Below are 22,191 nucleotides of genomic sequence, written 5' to 3'. Positions count from 1 at the left end.
TTACTGAATTCCCACTCTCCTTATTGTTCCTTTGCACCTGAATAAAAAATAATATGGAATATATATTACAACCATGGCCCTGGTATGTTGCCGGGCCTTTAATAGCCTTAATAATGTTTCTCCTCATTTTCATGGGAAAACAATTTGGGATGTCCTCGAATCTAAGAACGCTTTGCACCATGTGTGGAGCAGATAGTAAGGCAAGCTTTTTTGATTTTAACTGGCGCGCCCAGAAATGGAATCTTACAGTTGTTATTGGTGCAGCTATAGGTGGTTTTATCGCCATGAATTTATTGACGGCAGATCCTGCAGTAGCGATAAATCCAGAAACAGTATCAACTTTACAGGGTCTGGGATTTGAAAGTTCAGGAGAAGCCTATCTTCCAGACGAACTATATAGCCTGGAAGCACTTACCGATTGGAAGGCTTTAAGCATCCTTATAATTGGTGGTTTTTTAATAGGTTTTGGAGCGAGATGGGCTGGAGGATGTACTTCTGGTCATGCGATCTCAGGCTTGAGTAATTTACAATTACCATCGCTTATTGCCGTAGTAGGATTTTTCATTGGTGGCCTTGTAATGGTTCATTTATTATTTCCCCTAATTTTTTAGAAAATGAGATTTATAGGATATTTAGTTATAGGTATATTTTTCGGAATCGTAATGTTTAAGTCTGAAGCAGCTTCCTGGTTCAGGATCTACGAGATGTTCCAGTTCCAGGCCTTTCATATGTACGGAATTATCGGTTCGGCTTTGGTCATTGGTGTTCTTGGAATTCAGCTGATAAAGCGGAAAAAAATGAAAGATCTCAACGGCGAGGAGATCCAGTTTGTACCAAAGGATAAAAGTTTTAGCCGGTATATGTTTGGCGGAATTATATTCGGACTTGGATGGGCTTTAGCCGGTGCCTGCCCGGGACCAATTTACACCTTAATTGGTGCAGGATATGTTTCTGTGATCGTGGTTTTTCTGGCAGCAGTGTTAGGAACGTTTGTCTATGGAATCTTCCGTAATAAGTTGCCGCATTAAAAATATAAAAACGGTTATTGCGTGTGAATTCAATAACCGTTTATTATTTTTTCCGGTATAAAGCTTATTTTACTCTTTCTGCCTTCAGGTATAATTCCTGAGCCCGGATCTTATCTACTATGTCTTTACCTTTTTCTGCTGCTGCTTTCCATTTGGCAGAATTATGGATTATATCATAAGTAGCTGAATCTGGCCAAACTCCTTCCATAAAGTATTTGTACTCATCATTGTTATCAGTTATCTTATATAAATGATATCCTGCCTCTGGATAACCTTCATCGCTTATCGCTTTATTCATCTCTTTAAGAAAATCATTTAGCTGCTTTTCACTTACTCCTTCAGGGAGTTCAAAAAGATGAAGACTCTTTTTGCCGGCGGCCGTTGTGCTATTCTTTAGTTCGATCTGAATTACTTCAAAAGGTTTATTTCCCGTATTCTTAGGTTGATGTTTAGATTGATCTACCCATAATACATCACCGGCGTTACCGGTCATTTCCATATTCTTACCATCTCCCGTTTTCATTTCAGCTATATGATCTGTAAGGAAAACGGCTACTCCCTCAGGATGAGTGTGCATTTTTGACTCCTCTCCGGGTCCGTATTTTATACGTAATACCCTAACTTTATCATTATCTACTTCTACATTGTAATGAGCAGGATCTATTTTCGCCGCATCCTGTGCATTTAGATTTATAAAAGGAAGCAGAAGAAAGAGGATGAGTGATCTTTTTATTATTTGGTTAAATGTCTTCATAATGTAAAATAATTAGTTAGTTGAATTAGTTGATATTTTAGCTCACATGAAAATGGTTTAGCGGCTCTTTAATAGGTTTGAAGTTCATGCCCAGGTCTTCCTGTGCCAGGTTATTACTGTAAACAATTCGGCAATCTCCTTTAGGTTGTTCCCCGTTTAGCATCCTTGAAATATCTGATATTTTCCAGCTTTCACTGGTAAAGAGATAGTTCTTCCCATGGTTACCTTTAATAGTAACCGCTCTAAAAACTCCTTCGGCAACGTCTTCTACATCTACCAGAGCGAATTCAATATCTTCATTAAATAAGGTCTGCATAAAAGGATCACTGGCTTTCTTCGCCTTGAAAAGTATTTGTAATCCAACAGAAGTTGAATCTTCCCTGTTAGAAAGAGGACTTCCCATTACTGCTACTGGAGAAACCGTAACGATCTCAGTGCTAATTTCTGGATTTTCGTTTATAAATTTTCTCACGGTTTGATCTGCATAATACTTAGCCTGGGCATAGGGGATATGAGCCTCATCCAGATGCGGCTTATCCTCTTCAGTATATAAATGATCTGGATCTCTGCCGCTAACAGGATAAGGAAAGGCAGTATTATATGCCGCTACAGATGCAACAAAGACTAGCTTCTCCAGATTCCTGTTACCTGTAGCAATATTCAATAAATTCTCGGTTCCCCTTATTGTAGGGTCAAAAATATCGCGTTTAGGGTTTTCTACTCCTAATTTAAACGGAGTCCCAGAATGAACAATGATGTCACAGTCTTTAGTAAAACTTTTCAAGGAATCTAAGTCCTGGACATTTAATTCCTTTATAGATAAATTATCTTCATTGCCCAGATTAAAGAGGTGTTCGTATTTATGACTTTTAGAAAGATTGGTTACTGAAACTCTAACCTTATACCCTTCATCAAGAAATTTTTTCGTGATATAGCTTCCAATAAATCCGGCACCTCCTGTAATCCCTACACTTTTCATATTCATGGATTAATTTCCCGGTGATTGGATGGAATCCTGGCTGGTCATGCTGGAGTCCATTTCCTGCATAACGGCCATCATAATGGCATTATCCCAGTAACCGTGTTCTCTAACGATCTTACCATTCTCAAATTGAGCAGTTAAATGTATTGGAATGGTAACTTCCTTGTCTACACCGGAAATGGTTGCTTTCCAGTCACCCCAGAAGTTTACCCAGGTATTTCCATCGTCTGTAAGGACCATTTCATATTCATCTTCTTCATCTACAAAACCATAAGTTTGAAGATCAGTTAAATCCTGTTCGTGACCCTGGATAATTTCATTTATATTTTTACCCGAATTACTATTATGAAAGATCTGGGCGGTATCTGCATAATGTTTTTTCATCGCATCCCAGTTTCCATTTTCGTAATCGCTAATAGCGGCCTTTAAAGTATTTATTTCTTCAGAATCCTGAGAATATCTCATTTTCTCATCTTCTTTCTTCCCATCATTACAGGATACTGCGATCACTGAAATAAGGAATACTATTATTAACTTTTTCATGATATTTAATCTTTTACAGTGTTGTTAGATAAAGCTGTTGGTTGATAGGCAAGTTCGGGACGCATTCCGCCACGTTTAACATCATATGCTTCCACATACTTGAATACTTCGCCAAATAATTTCTGACCATCTTCACCTAAAAGATTATCATTCTCTTTAGACATAGTATCATATTCCAGCGCATCTTTAGCTGAGATGACTGCCGTGTAATAATCTCCCATAGTACCAAATCCACTTCTGTAAATTCTATAATGCATTTTTGATTTTTTGGAAGCGAACAGGTCTTTTAGCTCTTTCATTTTCCCTTCTATCTTTTGAAGATTTCCAGCTGAGACATCCATTCTATGCCAAACTCTGTAATTCTTGCCAGGAGTATCTGTAGAAAGTCCATCTGGCATATAAGATAAAGACGGTAGGAGTAAGGCAACATAATCTCCATGATTATCATAACATTTATTAAAGTTCTCGAACATTTTAGTGAACTTTTCTTCACCTACTTTTTCCTGAAGATCTCCAAAGTTCTTGTTCTGTATATCTGCCAGATTTTCTATTGGTGTGATGGATAAATAAGTTCCATCATCCATGGAAGCTACTGCCCAGTTAATAGTTTGAATATTGTTTTCCTTACAGGCTGCAACAAGATCTTTTGATGCCTTTTCGTACTCCATTCTCATGGACGGATTAACCTGGTCCTCATGTATCCAAAAGGCCTGAGCTTTACCTTCCTGGGCCCATAGGCTTACCGAAAGGAATGCACAAAAAATAAAACTGGTGATTTTAATAATTAATTTCATAATTAAAGAATTAGAATTGATTTGTGATTATGATTAATACCAGCGTTTGTAGGTTTCAAATAAGTAAATGCAGGACTAATGATTAATTGAAATTAGATAATTAACTATGGCTTTGGCCACCTATAACTTTTAATGACTCTCCAATGCCCATCTCTCCTTTCGGCGATATTTACAACTTCTATATCCCGGGTGTTTTCTTCGCCTTCAATATTTAAAAAGACTTTGTCATGATAAAAGAAAATATCTTCTGAAAGCTGATCTTCAGAAATATTCTTAAACTCAATAGTACCCTTTGATTCTTTAAAGAAACCATCGTATAGTTTCATTATTTCATCTGCTCCAGTAAGGATTGAGCCATCTACGTGATGAATGCTTGCATCATCTGAATATACTTTTAAAAGTGCTTCTGTATCTGAATTCTTGAAGCCCTCTATATATGCATCTCTTAGATCTTGCAGACTTTTATATACGGTTTGACCATAGGTGGTACTCGTGAAAATTATCAAACTGAATATCATAAACAGAAGTTTTTTCATAACGAAGAATTTAATTTTGAACATAGGATAATTCTGGCTTGATATGCCCGGTGACAACTTCAATGTCGGTAAAAGTATCTTCTATCTTTTTTCGTAAGGTTTCACCTTCTTTACCTAGTAAATTTTTAGTTTCTTCCCTTTTACTATTCATCTCCTGCTCACTTTTAGCCGAAGCTGCTACCATGAAGAAACTTCCCATATTCCCGAATCCGCTTTTATAAACACGGTAATGAGATTTAGCGTTTTTATCGGTATATAATTTTTTTGCTTCTCTGGCAATTTCTTCAGCCTTTTCAGCATGTTCTGGAGGGATATGATAAAATACCAGTCTTCTGTAATTTTCACCTTCAGGAGTAGTAGTCATTCCATCTGGCATATAAGATAATTCATTGTCGAGTCTTAAAATGTAATCGCCATGTTTGGAGTAAGTTCCATCGTAGGAATCGAATAATTTATCGAATTCTTCCTTACCCATTTTTTTCTCTAAATCCTCAAAAGGATTATTATCTAACTCTCCCATATTCTTGATAGGTGAGAGGTACATAACCCGGCCATCATCAGCTACAAAAGTGATCCAGTTCATCCCTTTCATATTATTATCTTTTGCCGCTTTTACAATATCCATATCACCTTTATGGTGCTGGTCCATTTTTCCGTCCTTTACATGATCTTCATGCACGACATACAATTGGTACCGGTCATTTTGTGCCCAGGTCGTAAAACTCATGAGTAATATGAGCACTACGGCTGATAAAACAGTGTAAATAGATTTCATTTGTTTGAATTTTTTGGTTTATAGCTAAGGAATTTAGGAACTAATGTTTTCTTAAAAAGCTGGAATAGGATGGAGGGGCTTTAAAATTTTCCGAAAGGGTAATTATATTTACCGAAGCGGTACTTTTAGGATATAAACGCCTGTTATTTAAATACTCAGTTGTTTAAAATTTCATCTTTAAAATACCTTTAATCATTAAAACGCTATTCTGAATTTGTTTCAGAACTTCATTTCTTCGTGAATCATGAGCATTATATGATCCTGAAATTCATTCGGGTAGAAAAGGAAGAATTTGCAGAGAAATCAGAATTATCTAATTACAATTAAATAACCTGTAAATGTTTAAATAACTCTGGTCTAATGTTTTTACTTAAGGGTAGAGAATGCGAGCAAATCACGACGTGATTTCCTCCAATTTCATCAATATGACTAATATTCGCGATATAGGAACGATGAATCCTTAAAAACCGATTATCATTTAATTTTTCATCAACTTCCTTGAGAGTGGTCACCAAAAGATACTTGCGATTTTTGGAATAAACCTTACAGTAATTTCTATCTGCTTCAATATAATGTATATCGTCCAGAGAGATCCTCACCATTTTATCATGATGTCTTACAAAGATTCGATCATTTAGAATGCAATGTTCATTTTTATCATAGATCTCATTAGGAGTATTTTGCTGAAGCTTTTTAAAAGACCTTTTTATCTCCTTTTTCAGGTTGTCTTTTTTAGTTTTTAATGCTTTCGGAAGGATTCTATCTATAGTTGCCGCGGTGTGCTTATTGAAGTAAATAATAGGAGAAGAAGGATTTTTGTGCCTGAGACTATTCGTTTCGATCCCATTGAGTTGGCCTTTTAACCTGTCGTCTAAAAGAATGAGATCTGGAACCTCCTGTTCTAAAAAATGTAAGGCATCTTTAGCCCTGGAGAATATACCCGTGATCTTATATCCCAGCCTGTTTAGTTGTAAGGACAACCTTGCGGCCATTGGGATATCATTTTCGACAATAATTATTTTTTCCTGATCGGCCATCCAGTAAATTTTCATAAAGATACTGAAACTATTGAAAATCAATAATTTAGATTATTAAAATCTTCTTTTACTGCTTTTAGGATGAACGGGGTAGAAGGAAGGTAAGGTGATATGATACTTTACCACAACCAGCCTGATGCTTATAACTGTAAGGGTGGTCACCAGATATATGATATCTGCATCTACACCCAGGTTAAAAAGAATAACATAGGCTAAAGCACCAATAAGACAGGCAGTAGCATAGATCTCTTTTCTAAAGATCACTGGAATTTCATTACATAAGATATCTCGAATAACTCCACCAAAGGTACCGGTCATGGCCCCCAAAGCCACACATATAATTGGTTCAAGACCATTCTGAATTCCGGTTTCAACACCTGTGATGGTGAAGACACCCAAACCAATAGTATCAAATAGGAAAAGCGATTTCTTAAGGTAGTTTAGTTTATTTCTGAAGATAATAGCCAATATCGTGACAACGCCTATTAAATAGACATATACGGTATTTTCCATCCAGGTAACCGGGTTATTTCCAATTAGCACGTCTCTAACGGTACCACCACCAATTGCGGTAACAAAGGCGATAATAAAGATCCCGAAAAGATCCAGCCTTCTGTTCATAGCTGAAAGCGCACCAGAAATAGCGAATGCAATGGTTCCCAATATATCCAGTATGTTAAATAAACTCAATTCCATGCTTGGCAAAGGTAATTTTATCTTTTAAATTTGCTTTAACCATGGCAGAATTCTGCCTTTATTTTTTAGGTTTATCAACAAATAGAAGATCTTAATAACAATAGGTGTAAGTTTTCTACTAAACTACCTACTTTTATAGAGTGAAAAACAAGTAAAAATGAGTGATACTATAGAAAGAGTTAAGTGTTTGATTATAGGTTCTGGGCCTGCAGGTTATACTGCAGCTATTTATGCTGCTCGTGCAGATCTAAAACCTTTGATGTATACGGGAATGGAACCAGGAGGACAGCTTACTACCACTACTGAAGTAGATAATTTCCCGGGTTATCCTCAGGGAATTGATGGTCCAAAAATGATGATGGATTTACAGGAGCAGGCAGAGCGTTTTGGAACCGAAGTAAGAATTGGTATGATCACCGAAGTAGACTTCTCTAAAGAAGTAGGTGGAATTCATAGAGCTTGCGTAGATAACTCTAAATGGATCGAAGCTGAATCTGTGATCATTTCTACAGGTGCTACGGCAAAGTATTTAGGTTTACCTAGTGAACAGAAATTACGCGGCGGTGGGGTATCTGCATGTGCAGTATGCGACGGATTCTTTTATAAAGGTCAGGATGTAGCGATCGTTGGTGGTGGAGATACTGCTGCAGAAGAAGCTACTTACCTTGCAAATATCTGTAATAAAGTCACGATGTTAGTGCGTAAGGACTATATGAAGGCTTCCAAGGCAATGCAACATAGGGTTGAAAATACTAAGAATATAGACCTTAGATATAATACCGAAGTTGATGAGATCCTTGGAGAGCAGGTTGTTGAAGGTCTTAGAATGGTTAATAATGAAACTGGGGAGAAAGAAGAAATAGATATCACCGGATTCTTTGTTGCCATTGGGCATAAACCAAATACAGAGATTTTCAAAGGCTGGCTGGATATGGATGATACAGGTTATGTGATCACTCAAAGTAAATCTACCAGAACCAATATCCCTGGAGTATTTGCCTCTGGAGATGTTCAGGATAAAATATATCGCCAGGCAGTAACTGCTGCTGGTACAGGATGTATGGCCGCTTTAGATGCTGAAAGATATTTAGCTGAAATTGAGACCGAAGAAGACATAGAAAAACCTCAAACAAGACCGGAAACAGTCTAGTTGTAATATATTAAGAGAAAAAAATCCCGCAATTGCGGGATTTTTTTATACTTGTGATTTCAGGATTAATTATCGGTTTTCACCTTAACCTCACCATCATCAACCTTTACTTTAGATTCGCTACCGTCTGCGCGGTCGATCTTTTTTTTGTATTCTCCATCATCTTTTTTGATCTTGATCTCATCACCTTCAGCAGTTTCGATCTTGATCTTATCTCCACCATCTTTAACTTCAACTTTATTATCCGGATCGTCCATGAGCCTTTCAACCTCAGACTTTTCTTCATTCTCTTGCTCATTCCTACAAGAAGTAAGGATAAGAGAGAAGCTAAGTAGTAAGAATCCGGTTTTAAATAAATACTTCATAATATTTGATTTAATTTCCGGGTAAAACTAGCTAAATCACCAATTTGACAATTTAAATTTTGAAAACTTTAGCAATTCAATTACTTAAATAAACCTTTACTGAATTCCTTTTTTGCAATCACTGCTTCTCCTTTAAATTCTATTAGATTGATCTGTGGTTCATTGTAAATATCTATTTCGCTGGTACCATTAGCTCTTATATTAAGAGTATCTGTAACATTGATTTTAACCTCAGAATTTCCCTGGGCAAGCAATTCAGCCGTAATACTGGTAAGATTTTCACCATCAAATTTAGAAGATTGGTCTGCTCTTACCTTAAAACTCTCAATTTCCCCATCGATTCTTGCTGAGGCCTTTTCATAGATATCCAGGCTAAAAACAGGTGAGTTTACCAGTGCTTTTAATTCTGAAGACTGGTTTAACTGAAAGGTGACATTGTTTGCCGTTACATTCAATTCAGATTTTGCATCATCATTTTGTGTCAGGTCAAAATCTTTGGCAGTAAGTGTGATAAATGCCTTAGCTTCTTTTCTGGTCACTAATTTAAAATCTCCAAGAAAAAGATCCTGTAGTGATTCTAATTCAACTTTTCCTGCCAGCAGCACATCTTTTAAAGTATCTGAAAAAGTGATCTTCAATTCCTGTGCTTTCTCCCGGCTAAATTCCTTTATAGGTTTGATGTATAGAACCCCGTCAATTACGTCGGTCTGGATAAGATCATGTAGATTATCATCTGCCTTGATCTCTATCATGGGTCGGCTTCCTTTTAGAATACCTATTTTGAATTCACCTTTAGCCTGAATTGAGTGAAAGGGGGTGAGATCGTATTGTTCTGTTTTTACATCTCTGCTGCCTTTGATCTTTTCCTGGGCCTTACAGGAGCAGAAGATAATGAGTAGTAAAAAGGGTAGTTTTTTGAGCATGTATTAGGTTTAGATGTATCAAATATAACAAAAGCCTCTAATTAGAGGCTTTTGTTCTTAGTTGATTAGCAATTCAGTAATTTTTGTCTGGCTTCAAGTTTCTTATAGATCTCTGTAGAATCTTTTTGAAACTCTAAGTGAGCGGTCCTGGGTTCTTCTATCTGGTGACCAAATAGAATCCCCATGAAAAAACTTATTACAAGGTTTACAAGAGTACTCATGATTCATTGTTTATCTCAATTCTATTACTGTCAATTCTCACCCGATCTCCGTCCTGATCGCTCATCTCAATCCCTTCGTCATTAACTCTAACATCTACCTCATCTCCGTCTACCTTGATCCTTGCATTAAAGTCATCTGAGGTATCCCAGTCTTCCCCATCTTCCTCCCAGGTGTCATCTTCACTATCCCATGTTTCTACAGGACAATCTTCACAAAGAGTTTCGTTATTCATAACCTTTAGAAAATGACCTTCCTCACCACTATTCAGAATGTCTCCAGAAGAGCCATAATTTTTATGGAAAGAGGAGGTGTTATCATCTGCATACAAAGTAGTTCCTTCAGGCAGGTATAAGGTGATCTGAACTTCCTGGTCACGATATCCATAACTTGAGTCTGTAGTAAAATAACTATCTAAAAGCAGTTCATTACCTATAAGACTTGTGGAATACTCAATATTCGAAGCTCTATCTTTTGCATCAGTATAATTTTTACCTTCAGCAAATTTCAAGATCTCCATTTTCCCGAGGGAATCTTTAGTAGATTTAACGATCAATCTAATATCATTACCCACAATGATCTTATTATTATCCTCATAGGCAAGTCGGAAATTTGAACTCCTCCAGGTTTTCCCGGTATATTCATTATTATGCCTCATTCTAAGGAAAACAGTATCTGTAGGGGTTATAGTTAACTTTTCAGTTTGGGCAACCTCGCCATCAAAGGCGCGGTTAGTAGCCTGGCTTACTCCAACTACCACTAAACCAATTACTGATATTAACCATAATCCCAAAAGTGTAAGCAATGCTATTCTACCAATAGATTTTAGGTTTTTCACTAATATCTTCAGTCCAAGAACGAAAAGGAAGAAGAAAGGAATTCCTACTGCAAAGAATGTTAACAATGAAATTATCCAGATTGGAGCTCCACTATTCACCATGTCTATATAATCTGTCCATGGTGCTTCGATAATTCCAAAGGTTCCCACTGCAAATAATCCTACGAATAGTGCTATAAGTGTAGATCCTGCGATCAATAATAATAAGATACCAATGAACTTTACAAATAGTTTCAGACAGAACTTGATGATCCCACCAAGGGTTGTAGCTGCAGAATTGGCACCGGCGCTTGCCTGCTTGCCATATTTCTCATAGTCTACATTTTTTATACTATCTGAAACCTCGTGAAAACCCTCACGTATCTTCTTCTCGATATTGCTGACGGTTACCTCCTCTCCGCGCATGGCCAGTTTATCTGCCGTGGTTTTAGCTTCTGGAACAAAAATCCAGAAGGCGATGTATATAAGTACAAAGGCTCCACTAGAAAATATCGTAAGCAAGACCCATAATAATCTCACCCAGATAGCTTCAATTCCCAGGTAATGTCCAAGTCCCGAAGATACTCCACCTACATGACCATTTTCGGTATCACGAAATAGTTGCTTCCCTACGGTCTTAGTAGATTTTGTTCTTTTAGGTTCATCTTCAAAGATCTCCTCATCTACCATATAATCTTCGGGTTGCCCCATGATAGTAATTACCTCTTCTACTTCTTTAATGCTGATAACCTGACGGTCATTCTTGACTTTCTCATTAAATAATTCAGCAATACGAGCTTCGATATCTGAGATGATCTCATCACGACCCTGCGTATTAGAAAATGAATGCCTTATGGCCTCCAGATATCGTTGTAGTCTGGCATAAGCATCCTCATCTATATGAAAGAATGTGCCGGCAAGATTTATATTTACTGTCTTATTCATGGTTCTTCTTTTTTTGAGTGGTTACGATATTAACTGCAGTTTGCAGTTCTTCCCAGGTAACTGTAAGTTCCCTGAGAAATATTTTTCCGGTTTCTGTGAGACCGTAATATTTCCTTGGCGGCCCACTGGTGGATTCTTCCCATCTGTAATTGAGAAGTCCTGCATTTTTAAGCCTGGTGAGTAATGGATAAATAGTTCCTTCTACTACCAGTAGCTTTGCGTCTTTTAACGTATCCAGAATCTCGGCCACGTAGGCATCTTCATCCCGGAGAACCGAGAGAATACAGTATTCCAGTACACCCTTACGCATTTGGGCTTTGGTATTTTCAATCTTCATAGTGTTTGTTTTTGGGTGTCATTAAACTGTTCATTTCTTGATTGATTAGATTGATGATTGTTGCCGTCCGGATTTTCCGAACCTAAAAAATTGATGGTTAGTGGATAACTATACAACTTGCCCTCGTTAGCCTTGATACTTGCATTGATGACTGCAAATAATTCAAGGATGAAAAGCCCCAGTAAAATTATCCCAAGTATCCCTGCAATGATGAAAAAGGGCAGGGCATCAGAGAACTTTTCTATTACAAATGAATCCCGTTCAAAAAATAGTGGTTCTCCAATAGTAAACCTCATTCCAAAATAGATGAATGTAGCAGCTCCTACTGCGACAATGAAAACTGTGTAAAGGAACATGCTTATCTGGAAATTCAGCGCATTTCTTCCGTGATGATCTACAAAGGGATCCTGTCTGCGTGCGAGCCATAACAACATCGGGAATATGAAATTCCCAAGTGGTATGAAGTATTTTGTGAATACCGATAGATGAATTACGGTAGTCAGTGTTTTATTGTCCTTGATGGTTGCTGAGGTCATTATTGGTTGATTTTATTTTGATTGATATTAAAAGAATATTGTGGTGATAATGTAGATATAGATAAATGCTACAGCTAAATAAACCTGTGTTTTCGTAAAACTGGGATTAGCCGTTAAAGCTGATCCATTTGACTGATTGTGAGATGATTTTTTCATGATGATTTTGATTGATAAGTTTATAACCTATTAGAATCTTATACAAATATATATCTAAAAGAAGGTATTATGCAACACATAGTACTAAAAATTAACAAAAGATTAAGAATTGAATACTGGTAGTTATTTGTTACTTTTATGGAAAATTCAAACGAAAACCTTTTTAAATGAAGCTATCTCCCTCCAAATTAAACTCTTTTCTTATGTTGAAATTACCAAGTGCCTGGTTATGTGGGGTACGGGTAAAACATATAGATGCAACTGAATGTGCCGTGGGAGTAAAGCATAAATGGATCAATCAAAATCCTTTTAACTCCATGTATTTCGCTGTTCAGGCAATGGCGGCAGAATTAAGTACAGGTGCTTTAGTTATGAATAAAATACAGGCTTCTAATAAAAAGATATCTATGCTGGTAGCTCAGAACAAAGCAGAATTCACCAAAAAAGCAACCGGTAAAATTAGATTTACCTGTTTTGATGGAAATAAAGTAAACGAAGCTTTGCAGAAAACTATAGTAACAGGAGAAGGACAAACTTTCTGGATGAAATCTGTGGGAGTTAATGAAGATGGAGTAGATGTGGCAGTATTTGAATTTGAGTGGACTGTTAAACTAAAGTCAAAGAAGTAACATAACATTCTCGTTTGCTACTTATATATTGAAGAATTAATCATCAATCAAAAAAAACAATAAGTATGAATGCACACGAAATAGACTACCAGATCTTTGGAGAGGAAATGCAATATGTAGAACTGGAATTAGATCCTCAGGAAGCTGTCATTGCTGAAGCTGGTAACTTTATGATGATGGATAATGGTATTAAAATGGATACCATATTTGGAGACGGTTCTAAACAAAACGAAGGTTTCTTAGGGAAAGTTCTTGGAGCAGGTAAGCGCTTGCTTACCGGGGAGAGTCTTTTTATGACCATATTTTCAAATGAAGTTCAGGGTAAGAAGAAAATAAGCTTTGCATCACCATACCCGGGCAAGGTAATTCCCATAGACCTAACGCGTTTTAATGGGAAATTCATTTGCCAGAAGGATGCTTTCTTATGTGCAGCAAAAGGTGTTTCCATTGGAATTGAATTCAGTAAAAAACTGGGTAGAGGATTCTTTGGTGGGGAAGGTTTTATCATGCAGAAAGTAGAAGGGGATGGGATGGCTTTTGTTCACGCAGGTGGGACCATGGCTGAAAAGGAATTAAAACCAGGTGAAAAATTGAAGGTGGATACAGGCTGTATTATAGGTTTTGATCAGACTGTAGATTACGATATTGAATTCATTGGTGGAATTCGAAATACATTGTTTGGCGGAGAGGGATTATTTTTTGCAACCTTAACCGGTCCAGGAACTGTTTATATACAGTCTTTACCATTTAGCAGGCTTGCTAGTAGAATTCACCAGGCTGCGCCACAGGGTGGAGGTAAGGATAAGGGTGAAGGTAGTATCCTTGGTGGTATAGGAGATGTTATTAGTGGTGATAATCGCTTTTAATAGTATTAAAACACTAAAACAATTGTTAAAATGGTAAAGGTTTACTATATTTAGCTAATTAAAATATTTAACTGCCTATAGTATAATTCTACTCATTTTTATCAACCTAACTCTAACTTAAATCAATTTCAAATTATGGCGAGAGCGATGTTTGAATACACCAAGACGATACTTGCAAAAGTAAGTTTTGATGCGAGCTTGTTCTGTAAGGAGGTTAAAAAAGCTATTCAACGCTTACTTCCTCATGAAATCGAGGAATTAAGATTGTGGATAGTTGCGTTAACCAGGCAGAATCCAGAATTAAATCAATGTTTAATTTATTTAAATACTTAAAGAGAAAAGCGGCTTAAAGTCGCTTTTTTAATTTGTGTTGTATTCTTTCTTTTTATTGAGCGGACTAATGATCTTCACATTCTGAAAGGTAATTGCACCCTTCACTACGCCAGCTATTGTACTTCTAATAGCCTCGATGATCTGCATTTTTAGTTCACTTCTATGATAGATAAGACTCACTTCACGTGCTGGTACCGGATCCTGAAACATTTTCAAGTTCTTTTTCTCTGAATCCTTAAGATCCAGGGTATGCAAATATGGAAGTAAAGTCATGCCTAAACCTTCATTTGCCAGTTTAATAAGCGTTTCGAAACTACCACTTTCTAGTTGCAACTGGTCATCGCCGTAATCTCTGGACGCTTTACAAAGGTTAATGATACCGTCTTTAAAACAATGCCCATCCTCCAGTAAAAGGATCTTATTAATGTCCAGATCTTCTACATTTATCTTATCAGAACTTACATTGTTAAACTCTTGTGGGATATATGGAACAAATGGCTCATAATAAAGAACATTTTCCTTGATTCCTTCAATTTCCAGAGGTGTAGCGGCAATGGCCGCATCCAGGTGTCCTTCCTTTAATTTCTCCAGTATAGCTTCAGTATGAAGTTCTTCTATTTTCAACTTTACTTTTGGATATTTTTTTATGAAACTACCAATGAACATAGGTAGTAGGGTAGGCATAATAGTAGGAATAACCCCTAATCTAAAAACTCCTCCAATAAATCCTTTTTGCTGATCTACGATATCCTGAATTCTATCGCTCTCATTTACAATATTACGTGCCTGTTGCACTATTTTTTCACCAACTTCAGTAAGCTGAATTGGTTTTTTAGTCCGGTCAAAGATGGTGACTTCAAGTTCTTCTTCCAGTTTCTGGATCTGCATACTTAAAGTAGGCTGGGTTACAAAAACCTTTTGAGCGGCTTTGGTAAAGTTTTTATGTTCTGCAACAGCAAGAACATAATGGAGTTGGGTAATTGTCATCTTTAGAAATTTTCTATTACAAAGGTATAAGTTTTTCTTATTTTAAATGACGTTTAACTTAGTTTTATCTATTAGAAAACCCTTCCTGATGAAGAAGGGTTTAATGATGATTAAATAATTGATGAATTGTTATTGAATAATTTTATCATTTAGAACCTTATCTCTATTTCTTTCTTTTCACCACTATATTCAAATTTCGATTCTTCCCATACTGGAGGGCCGTAAGGCATCGTATTTCCGCTAGATCCATAACTTTCCAACGGCATTCCGTTTGTATCAAAATCCATTTTACCGTTATCATTCTTGTCGTGCATCACCAGGACTGCATAAGTTCCCGCAGGTACACCTTCAAATTTAGCAATGGCCTTTCCATCTATTACATTGGCGTCTACAGAAAATTCGGGAGCAGTTTTCATAAAGCTGTCTGCGCTATAAAGGCCAAACCTAACCTTTCCTTCAGTTCCATTTACATTCGTTACGGTTGCAGTGATGTTTCCAGTTCCTTCGGTTTGCCCGTGAACTATAGATCCTACTATTAATGCGAATAATACGGCTAATGTTTTCATAATTCTATTGTTTTTTGATTATGAAACAAACTTAGGTTCAAAGACTTATGTCTAGAAATTCTTTTTACTGAACTGTAATATTTTAAAACTGAATCGTAATTATTAGAGCATTCCCCTGGATTTGATCTCCAGGTATTTATTTATAGCATTGATACTTAGGTCGGCAGGTTTGGTAAGAAGTGTTTGCACGCCATGCCTTTGCAGTTCCTTGACCATTAATAATTTATTATGTGAAAATTGTTCAGCCACAGTTTGGTGAGCGCTTTCACTAATATTAGCGGGAGTGATATTTGTTAATTTAGTGATCTCGGTATTTTCAAAGAAGATCACCACCACAAGATGTTGTTTGGCCAGGGCTTTTAAAAACGGAAGTTGTCTCTGTAAGCCAGACATATGTTCAAAATTGGTATAGATCATTAAAAGGCTCCGATGGCTCAAATGTTTTTTAACCCTGGAGTATAATAAGCTGAAATCACTATCATAAAACCCGGTATTTACATTATATAAGGCTTGCATGATTCGGTTTAACTGACGCAGTTTCGAACTGGCTTTTTGAAGGTTATCTATTTTATTTGAAAAGGATAACATACCTACCTTATCCTTTTTCTTTAAAGCTACATTAGAGAAGGCGAGAGAGCTATTAATAGCATAATCAAGTAAACTTAGCCCTTCAAATGGCATTTTCATCATTCTTCCGCAGTCTATAATAGAATATACCGGTTGCGATCGCTCATCCTGAAATTGGTTCACCATAAGGTTACCCTGTTTTGCGGTAGCTTTCCAGTTGATCGTTCTTACATCATCTCCACGTACATATTCTTTTATCTGTTCGAATTCCATGGTATGGCCAATCCGGCGAATACGTTTAATACCATGCAGGCTTATCTTTTGATCCATTGCCAGGAAATCAAGTTTTTTCATTTGAATAAAGGATGGATAAACCTTGACCATCTGGTCTTTATTAAAAACAAATTTCCTCTTTGCCAGTTTTAGAAAAGTTGTAATATAAATATTCAGATTTCCAAAAATATATTCCCCGCGCTTTAGTGGTTTTAATTGATATTCAAAATTTACAGTATGATGTGCTGGCAGTTCAATAGACCTTAAAAAGTCCCTTTTTTGAAACTGAACAGGAATCTCATCGATCACTTCAGAATATACTTTAAAGCCATATTTATTCTGAATTTTAATTTTCACCCCATTTTCATCTGAATTGGAAAACTTTTCCGGTAAATATCTTTCAGCAGAAATAGGAAAACCCTTGAATAAGGCTACTATATCTGAAAAAAGTAATACTCCTAAAATTGCTGTAAGGATCCAGGTTATACTGTAAAGAAATTCTATCCAGAATGAGATCAGAAAAAGTATAGAAATACCGAAAAGGGCGTAAAACAGCCTTCTGCCAAAATATAAAGATCTAAGGAATCTAAGCACTAGCGAGGAATTTCTACAGATTGAGCGATCATATCTATAACATTACCTGTGGTCATTCCTTCCATCTCCCTATCTGGAGATAAGATCAGGCGGTGACCAATTACTGGTTTTAATGAGTTCTTTATGTCTTCCGGGATCACAAAATCTCGACCGTTGATAGCGGCAAAAGCCTTAGCGGCATTCATAACTGCAATAGACGCACGTGGGCTGGCCCCAAGATATAAATGAGGATGATTCCGTGTTTTATTGATCAGCTCAGCGATATAATTCAATAGCTTTTCTTCAATAATGATCTCATGGATCTGGTCTCTTAATTCAGAAATCTTCTCAGGACTTAGCACCGCTTCGATCTCTGTTTCAGGTAGTTTACCTTTTCTCTCATGGTGAGTTTTTAGGATCTGTACTTCGTCTTCAAAATCTGGATAACCTACTTCAATTTTAAATAGAAATCTGTCCAGTTGAGCCTCGGGTAACGCATATGTTCCTTCCTGTTCTATAGGGTTTTGAGTGGCCAATACCATAAAAGGAGCTTCCATCTTGTACCTTTTTCCATCAATGGTGATCTGGCGTTCTTCCATAACCTCAAAAAGTGCCGCCTGAGTTTTGGCGGGAGCACGGTTTATTTCATCTATAAGGATGATATTTGAAAAAATAGGACCCTTTTTAAATTCAAAGTCAGAAGTCTTCATGTTGAAAACTGATGTTCCCAGGACATCACTAGGCATTAGGTCTGGTGTGAACTGGATTCTGCTGAAATCAGTCTGCAGACATTTAGCAAATAACTTAGCAGTAATGGTTTTAGCTACTCCAGGTACGCCTTCAATTAAAACGTGCCCATTAGATAAAAGTCCTACGATAAGCAATTCCACGAAGTTTTCCTGGCCAACGATCACTTTAGAAAGTTGAGTTTTCAGGTTGGTTACAGATTCCTTTAGGCCTTCCAGAGGAATTCGGTTTTCGAATTTGATCTCGTCTTCTTTATGGTTCATTTCCTGATTATCCATGCTTAGTTTTAAATGTATTTATGTTTTTTGATAGCTCAAAGAACTCATCTTTGTTATTTTTCTTTTGCTCCTGGAAATTAAAGATATGTTCAAAAAGCTCTTTGGTATCCTCAATGCTATTTTCGCTTTTCAAAGCAAGATCTTTATAAAATTGCGCATTGATATGCGATGGGTCCAGCCTGTAATGTGTTCGTATATATTCTTTGAATAAAGCGATCTTCTTAAGCCCAAGTTCGTGAAATTTCTTTTGTTCTAAATATAAGTTTGAAATAGTTTCAGTAAACTCATAAGACTTGTTCACAGGGGGATCTACCACTGGAATAGATCTTTGCTTCCTTTTTCCTTCAAACAGGACAAAGAGAATTGAAGAAATAAGAACAAAATAGTAAGCCCATTTTAAAGGGCGATTGTTTAATAATATATATAAGGGCGAAGTAAAAAAGCCTTTGCCAGATTTGTAATAAGCATCCCAAAGAATATGTTGCCCGGTTAAGTATGATAACACTGCCTCAGAGTACTGGTAATTGCGGTCTTTAAGTAAAAAATAATTACTGAATGCCTGTGGGGTGGAGTGCAAATAGATCTCACCTTCACCAAAAGTCGTCTTTATAAAATTGATCTTTTCTTCGGGATCTTTATTTCCAAAAGTTGCTGTTCCCAGAACTACATTTTTTGTAGTATCAATTTCCTGGAAGAATACTGCCGGCAGATCCTGATCAAATTCCAGGGGTTTTTCAAATTGTAAATTAGAATTTACCAAGTTGAGCTGTGGTCTGGATTTAAATCCTTCTGAGCTAATAAAAGAAGCGGTTTCCAGATTTAAAGTATCGGTGAGATTATGACCAAAATCGTAGGCTGAAATAAACAGTTTATTACCTTTTGAAATCCAATCAAGTAAATCGTCCAGCTCCTTATCATCAAAGTTGATATAGTTATTCAGAAAAAAATAGGTCCCGGAAGCAGGTGAATTATTTATATACTCATAAGGAGGCAGCTTAATATCAGTAATGCTATCCTGCCCGTTTTTCCAGCTATCGTAAAATACGAATGCACCCAGTGGTATCCTGTCTTTAGCAGTGAAGCTAGGGGTCCAGTTTATAGGATCTGGTTCAGTACTTTCCAGCCAGGCCAGGGATACGATGAGGAGTAAGAAAAGCCCCAAAGCGATCTTATAGGTTCTATTCATAGCCAACAGAATTTAATACCTTTTCCATTCGTAGAAACCCTCTTTCTACAAGTCTGTAATCGGTTTCTGAAACCTGAAAACTTCCATACCAGATAAATTCGTAAAGTTTGGTGATTTCATAAAAGTGCTTTCTTATAGCTTCATCTTTTATCTCTTCAGAATAATCTTTATTGGTCTTTTGATATTCGTATTTTATTAGATGCAGTTCATCAAGTTTTCTTAGCTCATTAAGATAATAATAGCGCACTGCCAGCCTGAACTCTCCATTTAATACAGCCTCTTTTATCAAAGCCGGTAAATCCTGACTTTTAACCAGTTCTTCTTCTTCGGTTAGAAAAACTTCACTCGTTTTTGGTGTTTGGAGAATACGTCCTCCGGGATTTAACCTGGAGAATAGCCACGCCACTAAAACTAGAAAAATGAGTAGGAGGACAAATGGGATGATAGCTATTATAAATGCCAGTAAACTATTTGGCTCATAACTTCCAAACAACCAGTTCTTTAATTGATTATACTTTGCATTGATCCATTTCTTAAAACGTGTCCACCAATTGTCTTTTTCTTCAGCATTGATATAATCAAATTCCTTCTGGGTTTTATAAGCTTCGATCTTCTGCTGGTCAAACTTCAGAGGCGTAAGATCTTCAGTCTTATCATACTGTATCTTCCTATCAACATTCATTGTGTCATTTTTCTGCGGATAAATACTTCCGAAGAAAAGACATAGAATAATGATAAGAATACCGTTTTTCAAGACTAATTATTATTTCCCAGGTTCTGAATAGATTCGTAAGTACCGGTAAAGTTCTGCTTTTCATTCAAATTAAAATAGACGAAAGCAACTCCAATAGGGGTAATACTGTAAATAAGATACTGTATGGTAGAAGTGAATATATTGAGGATCACATATCCCGTGCCTAACATTTCGGCAGGATCTGCCGCAGATCCTTCACTGGCAACTGTAAAAGCACGAAAGAAGATATAAATAATAAAAGGTAGTTGAAATACGAGGCTTATTAGATAGACAATGATCCCTATACAAAGTAAGGTGGCGAAAGTCATCCACCAGTTTTCCTTTATTAACCTGAAGGCCTGGGAAATGCTTTCCATAACTCCCTCACGTCTAAAAACTAGAATTGCGGTAGTTAAACTTAAAGGGACAAAAAGGTAAATACCGGGAATGATGAATAATATCATTCCGGCAAAGATCAGTATCCATGAGATAAGAGTTAGCAAAAGTAGTTTTCCGAAATCTGCTTTCATACCTGCGGTAACTTCTGAAGAGATAATTTCACCTTGATTATTAATATAGGATAGGATAATGTGATAAACGGTTCCTGTCATGGTTGAAACGTAAAGCATATATGCTAACATCATTAAGCCGAAGGATAATAGAAAATCAGAGCCTTCTATTCCTGAGGTTGAAAAGAATGAAGTGCCAATAGAAGACCACGCATAGTAAGTAGCCGCAGCGATTAATAGCAAAAATGCAGGTCCTACGATCTTGATGAAGATCTTACCGGCAGCTTTATAATTTTGCCTTAAGAATATGAATGTTAAACTTAGGATCTCTCCCAACTCATGCTGTTTCTTGAACTGAATTAATTCGGGGCTCATTTTTAGATTTTTTAAATAGGTATAAAGGATAGTAAACGTAGTAAAATAAGATGAGTAATAAAGAGGTTGAAATGATCAATATGGCTGCAAAATCTGGCATTGAAGTTAGCCTGGTAACAAAACCTTCCAGGAATCCAGCAATGATGAAAAAGGGTATGGTGCTAACCACAATTTTCAACCCGCTTTTCACTCCCATGGTAAAGGATTTCAGCCTGGAATAAGTGCCAGGGAAAAGTATACTTTTCCCCACAACCAAACCTGCACATCCTGCTACTATTATTACAGAGATCTCAATAGTTCCATGGATCCAGATGGTGCGTGCAGACTCCCATAATAAGCCTTTTTCGTAAAAGAAATATTGAAAACTACCCAGCATGATAGCATTTTGCATCAACAAATAAACCGTGCCAATTCCAGCCAGAACACCCATAGAAAAAGCCAGTAAAGAAACTTTGATATTATTGATGGTGATTCCCAAAAACATATCTGTTTCAGACATTTTCTTATAAACCGCCATAGGATCATTATTTGCGATATTCTCCAGGGTCATATTCATATAAGCATCTCCAAGAATAGACCTAACAAAAGCTGCGTCTGAAGCTGAACTAAAAGCGCCTATCACACTGAATAAAGCGAATATTAAAAAGCTTAAGAGTAATTGTTTCTGGTACTTATGAAATTCAGAAGGGAATTCTTTGGTGAAAAATGTAATAATCCTGTTTCCTGATTCTTTTTTAGAACTATATATCTTTTGATGAGCAGCAGATGCCAGAGTATTTAAATATCTCATGGTATTGCTTTTTGGATAAAAGGTTTTAGAGTAACTAAGATCATCACTAAGATCTACATAAAGATCTGATAGTCTTTCTGGGGAAAGGGTTCTATTATTTTGCAGGAGACTTTCATACTTAACCCATTTATCTTTATTTTGCCTGACAAAAGCAGCCTCGCGCATCGTTAATTGAATAAAACCCAA

The 22,191-nt window shown here is 36.7% G+C and carries 28 protein-coding genes; 6 read left to right on the top strand and 22 right to left on the bottom strand.

The annotated features are described in order from the left end of the window. The first annotated feature begins 53 nt into the window (after positions 1-53). Both G530_RS0111585 and G530_RS0111580 read left to right on the top strand, forming a co-directional pair. Complete coding sequence (locus G530_RS0111585; RefSeq protein ID WP_026934693.1) at positions 54-611, top strand: YeeE/YedE family protein; 558 nt, start codon at positions 54-56, stop codon at positions 609-611. A gap of 3 nt (positions 612-614) precedes the next feature. Continuing rightward, positions 615-1,028: a YeeE/YedE family protein gene (locus G530_RS0111580; protein WP_026934692.1), complete on the top strand. Its 414-nt coding sequence runs from the start codon at positions 615-617 to the stop codon at positions 1,026-1,028. Positions 1,029-1,092: 64 nt separating this feature from the next. Here G530_RS0111580 and G530_RS17365 read toward each other — a convergent pair whose 3' ends face one another. The 8 genes from G530_RS17365 to G530_RS0111530 form a co-directional block, all read right to left on the bottom strand. Next, positions 1,093-1,782, bottom strand: coding sequence for a cupin domain-containing protein (locus G530_RS17365; protein WP_051199772.1), 690 nt, complete (start codon positions 1,780-1,782; stop codon positions 1,093-1,095). Positions 1,783-1,819: 37 nt separating this feature from the next. Next, a complete protein-coding gene (locus G530_RS0111565; RefSeq protein WP_340139853.1) occupies positions 1,820-2,767 on the bottom strand; it encodes an NAD-dependent epimerase/dehydratase family protein in 948 nt (315 codons plus the stop codon). A 3-nt stretch (positions 2,768-2,770) separates the two neighbouring features. Next, positions 2,771-3,307: a nuclear transport factor 2 family protein gene (locus G530_RS0111560; protein ID WP_026934690.1), complete on the bottom strand. Its 537-nt coding sequence runs from the start codon at positions 3,305-3,307 to the stop codon at positions 2,771-2,773. Positions 3,308-3,312: 5 nt separating this feature from the next. Continuing rightward, on the bottom strand, positions 3,313-4,101 hold the full coding sequence (locus tag G530_RS16850) for a hypothetical protein (protein ID WP_035716255.1): 789 nt from the start codon (positions 4,099-4,101) through the stop codon (positions 3,313-3,315). A gap of 104 nt (positions 4,102-4,205) precedes the next feature. Then, positions 4,206-4,637 (bottom strand): YybH family protein, encoded by a 432-nt coding sequence (locus G530_RS0111550; RefSeq protein WP_169514040.1) that lies wholly within the window; start codon positions 4,635-4,637, stop codon positions 4,206-4,208. A gap of 10 nt (positions 4,638-4,647) precedes the next feature. Next, on the bottom strand, positions 4,648-5,412 hold the full coding sequence (locus G530_RS0111545; RefSeq protein WP_156888626.1) for a hypothetical protein: 765 nt from the start codon (positions 5,410-5,412) through the stop codon (positions 4,648-4,650). A gap of 323 nt (positions 5,413-5,735) precedes the next feature. After that, positions 5,736-6,464, bottom strand: a complete 729-nt coding sequence (locus G530_RS0111535) for a LytR/AlgR family response regulator transcription factor (protein WP_051199771.1) — start codon at positions 6,462-6,464, stop codon at positions 5,736-5,738. Between the two features lie 39 nt (positions 6,465-6,503). Continuing rightward, positions 6,504-7,145, bottom strand: a complete 642-nt coding sequence (locus tag G530_RS0111530) for a trimeric intracellular cation channel family protein (RefSeq protein ID WP_035716254.1) — start codon at positions 7,143-7,145, stop codon at positions 6,504-6,506. Between the two features lie 157 nt (positions 7,146-7,302). Here G530_RS0111530 and trxB point away from each other — a divergent pair, with 157 nt between their 5' ends. Further along, positions 7,303-8,295 (top strand): thioredoxin-disulfide reductase, encoded by a 993-nt coding sequence (trxB, locus tag G530_RS0111525; RefSeq protein ID WP_026934685.1) that lies wholly within the window; start codon positions 7,303-7,305, stop codon positions 8,293-8,295. 65 nt (positions 8,296-8,360) lie between these two features. On the opposite strand, the gene G530_RS0111520 is transcribed toward trxB, so the two are convergent. The 6 genes from G530_RS0111520 to G530_RS0111495 form a co-directional block, all read right to left on the bottom strand. After that, a complete protein-coding gene (locus G530_RS0111520; RefSeq protein WP_026934684.1) occupies positions 8,361-8,660 on the bottom strand; it encodes a hypothetical protein in 300 nt (99 codons plus the stop codon). A gap of 80 nt (positions 8,661-8,740) precedes the next feature. Further along, positions 8,741-9,583: a GIN domain-containing protein gene (locus tag G530_RS0111515; protein ID WP_026934683.1), complete on the bottom strand. Its 843-nt coding sequence runs from the start codon at positions 9,581-9,583 to the stop codon at positions 8,741-8,743. Between the two features lie 65 nt (positions 9,584-9,648). Next, positions 9,649-9,804 carry a hypothetical protein gene (locus G530_RS17640; RefSeq protein WP_156888625.1) on the bottom strand — a complete coding sequence of 52 codons (156 nt, stop codon included), beginning with the start codon at positions 9,802-9,804 and terminating at the stop codon, positions 9,649-9,651. After that, positions 9,801-11,564 (bottom strand): PspC domain-containing protein, encoded by a 1,764-nt coding sequence (locus G530_RS0111505; protein ID WP_026934682.1) that lies wholly within the window; start codon positions 11,562-11,564, stop codon positions 9,801-9,803. The genes G530_RS17640 and G530_RS0111505 overlap by 4 nt, the downstream gene beginning before the upstream one ends. Next, on the bottom strand, positions 11,557-11,901 hold the full coding sequence (locus G530_RS0111500) for a PadR family transcriptional regulator (RefSeq protein ID WP_026934681.1): 345 nt from the start codon (positions 11,899-11,901) through the stop codon (positions 11,557-11,559). Before G530_RS0111500 ends, G530_RS0111505 begins: the two co-directional genes overlap by 8 nt. Beyond that, the gene (locus G530_RS0111495; protein ID WP_026934680.1) at positions 11,898-12,437 is read right to left on the bottom strand and encodes a DUF4870 domain-containing protein; all 540 of its coding nucleotides are present in this window, start codon (positions 12,435-12,437) and stop codon (positions 11,898-11,900) included. Before G530_RS0111495 ends, G530_RS0111500 begins: the two co-directional genes overlap by 4 nt. Positions 12,438-12,760: 323 nt before the next feature. Here G530_RS0111495 and G530_RS0111490 point away from each other — a divergent pair, with 323 nt between their 5' ends. The 3 genes from G530_RS0111490 (at position 12,761) to G530_RS0111480 (ending at position 14,421) form a co-directional block, all read left to right on the top strand. Next, the gene (locus tag G530_RS0111490) at positions 12,761-13,222 is read left to right on the top strand and encodes a DUF4442 domain-containing protein (protein WP_026934679.1); all 462 of its coding nucleotides are present in this window, start codon (positions 12,761-12,763) and stop codon (positions 13,220-13,222) included. A gap of 65 nt (positions 13,223-13,287) precedes the next feature. Beyond that, positions 13,288-14,088 carry a TIGR00266 family protein gene (locus G530_RS0111485; RefSeq protein ID WP_026934678.1) on the top strand — a complete coding sequence of 267 codons (801 nt, stop codon included), beginning with the start codon at positions 13,288-13,290 and terminating at the stop codon, positions 14,086-14,088. Positions 14,089-14,223: 135 nt separating this feature from the next. Continuing rightward, positions 14,224-14,421, top strand: a complete 198-nt coding sequence (locus G530_RS0111480) for a hypothetical protein (RefSeq protein ID WP_026934677.1) — start codon at positions 14,224-14,226, stop codon at positions 14,419-14,421. A gap of 27 nt (positions 14,422-14,448) precedes the next feature. Here G530_RS0111480 and G530_RS0111475 read toward each other — a convergent pair whose 3' ends face one another. From G530_RS0111475 to G530_RS0111440, 8 genes are all read right to left on the bottom strand, one after another. Then, positions 14,449-15,408 (bottom strand): LysR substrate-binding domain-containing protein, encoded by a 960-nt coding sequence (locus G530_RS0111475; RefSeq protein ID WP_026934676.1) that lies wholly within the window; start codon positions 15,406-15,408, stop codon positions 14,449-14,451. A 149-nt stretch (positions 15,409-15,557) separates the two neighbouring features. Then, a complete protein-coding gene (locus tag G530_RS0111470) occupies positions 15,558-15,974 on the bottom strand; it encodes a DUF2141 domain-containing protein (protein ID WP_026934675.1) in 417 nt (138 codons plus the stop codon). A gap of 102 nt (positions 15,975-16,076) precedes the next feature. Continuing rightward, on the bottom strand, positions 16,077-17,408 hold the full coding sequence (locus tag G530_RS0111465) for a DUF58 domain-containing protein (protein WP_026934674.1): 1,332 nt from the start codon (positions 17,406-17,408) through the stop codon (positions 16,077-16,079). Then, the gene (locus G530_RS0111460; protein WP_026934673.1) at positions 17,408-18,412 is read right to left on the bottom strand and encodes an AAA family ATPase; all 1,005 of its coding nucleotides are present in this window, start codon (positions 18,410-18,412) and stop codon (positions 17,408-17,410) included. The genes G530_RS0111465 and G530_RS0111460 overlap by 1 nt, the downstream gene beginning before the upstream one ends. Continuing rightward, positions 18,405-19,598, bottom strand: coding sequence for a DUF4350 domain-containing protein (locus G530_RS0111455; RefSeq protein WP_026934672.1), 1,194 nt, complete (start codon positions 19,596-19,598; stop codon positions 18,405-18,407). Before G530_RS0111455 ends, G530_RS0111460 begins: the two co-directional genes overlap by 8 nt. Next, entirely contained in the window at positions 19,591-20,352 is a 762-nt protein-coding gene (locus G530_RS16845) for a DUF4129 domain-containing protein (RefSeq protein WP_156888624.1), read from the bottom strand. The genes G530_RS0111455 and G530_RS16845 overlap by 8 nt, the downstream gene beginning before the upstream one ends. Before the next feature lie 2 nt (positions 20,353-20,354). After that, positions 20,355-21,215, bottom strand: a complete 861-nt coding sequence (locus G530_RS0111445) for a YciC family protein (RefSeq protein ID WP_026934671.1) — start codon at positions 21,213-21,215, stop codon at positions 20,355-20,357. Next, complete coding sequence (locus G530_RS0111440) at positions 21,178-22,170, bottom strand: stage II sporulation protein M (protein WP_035716250.1); 993 nt, start codon at positions 22,168-22,170, stop codon at positions 21,178-21,180. Before G530_RS0111440 ends, G530_RS0111445 begins: the two co-directional genes overlap by 38 nt. Positions 22,171-22,191 lie beyond the last annotated feature (21 nt).

The sequence above is a fragment of the Christiangramia echinicola DSM 19838 genome (genome assembly GCF_000423065.1).
GTDB lineage: Bacteria > Bacteroidota > Bacteroidia > Flavobacteriales > Flavobacteriaceae > Christiangramia > Christiangramia echinicola.
The sequence above is the reverse complement of the archived record's forward strand: the minus strand, read 5'-3'. Positions and strand labels throughout refer to the sequence as shown.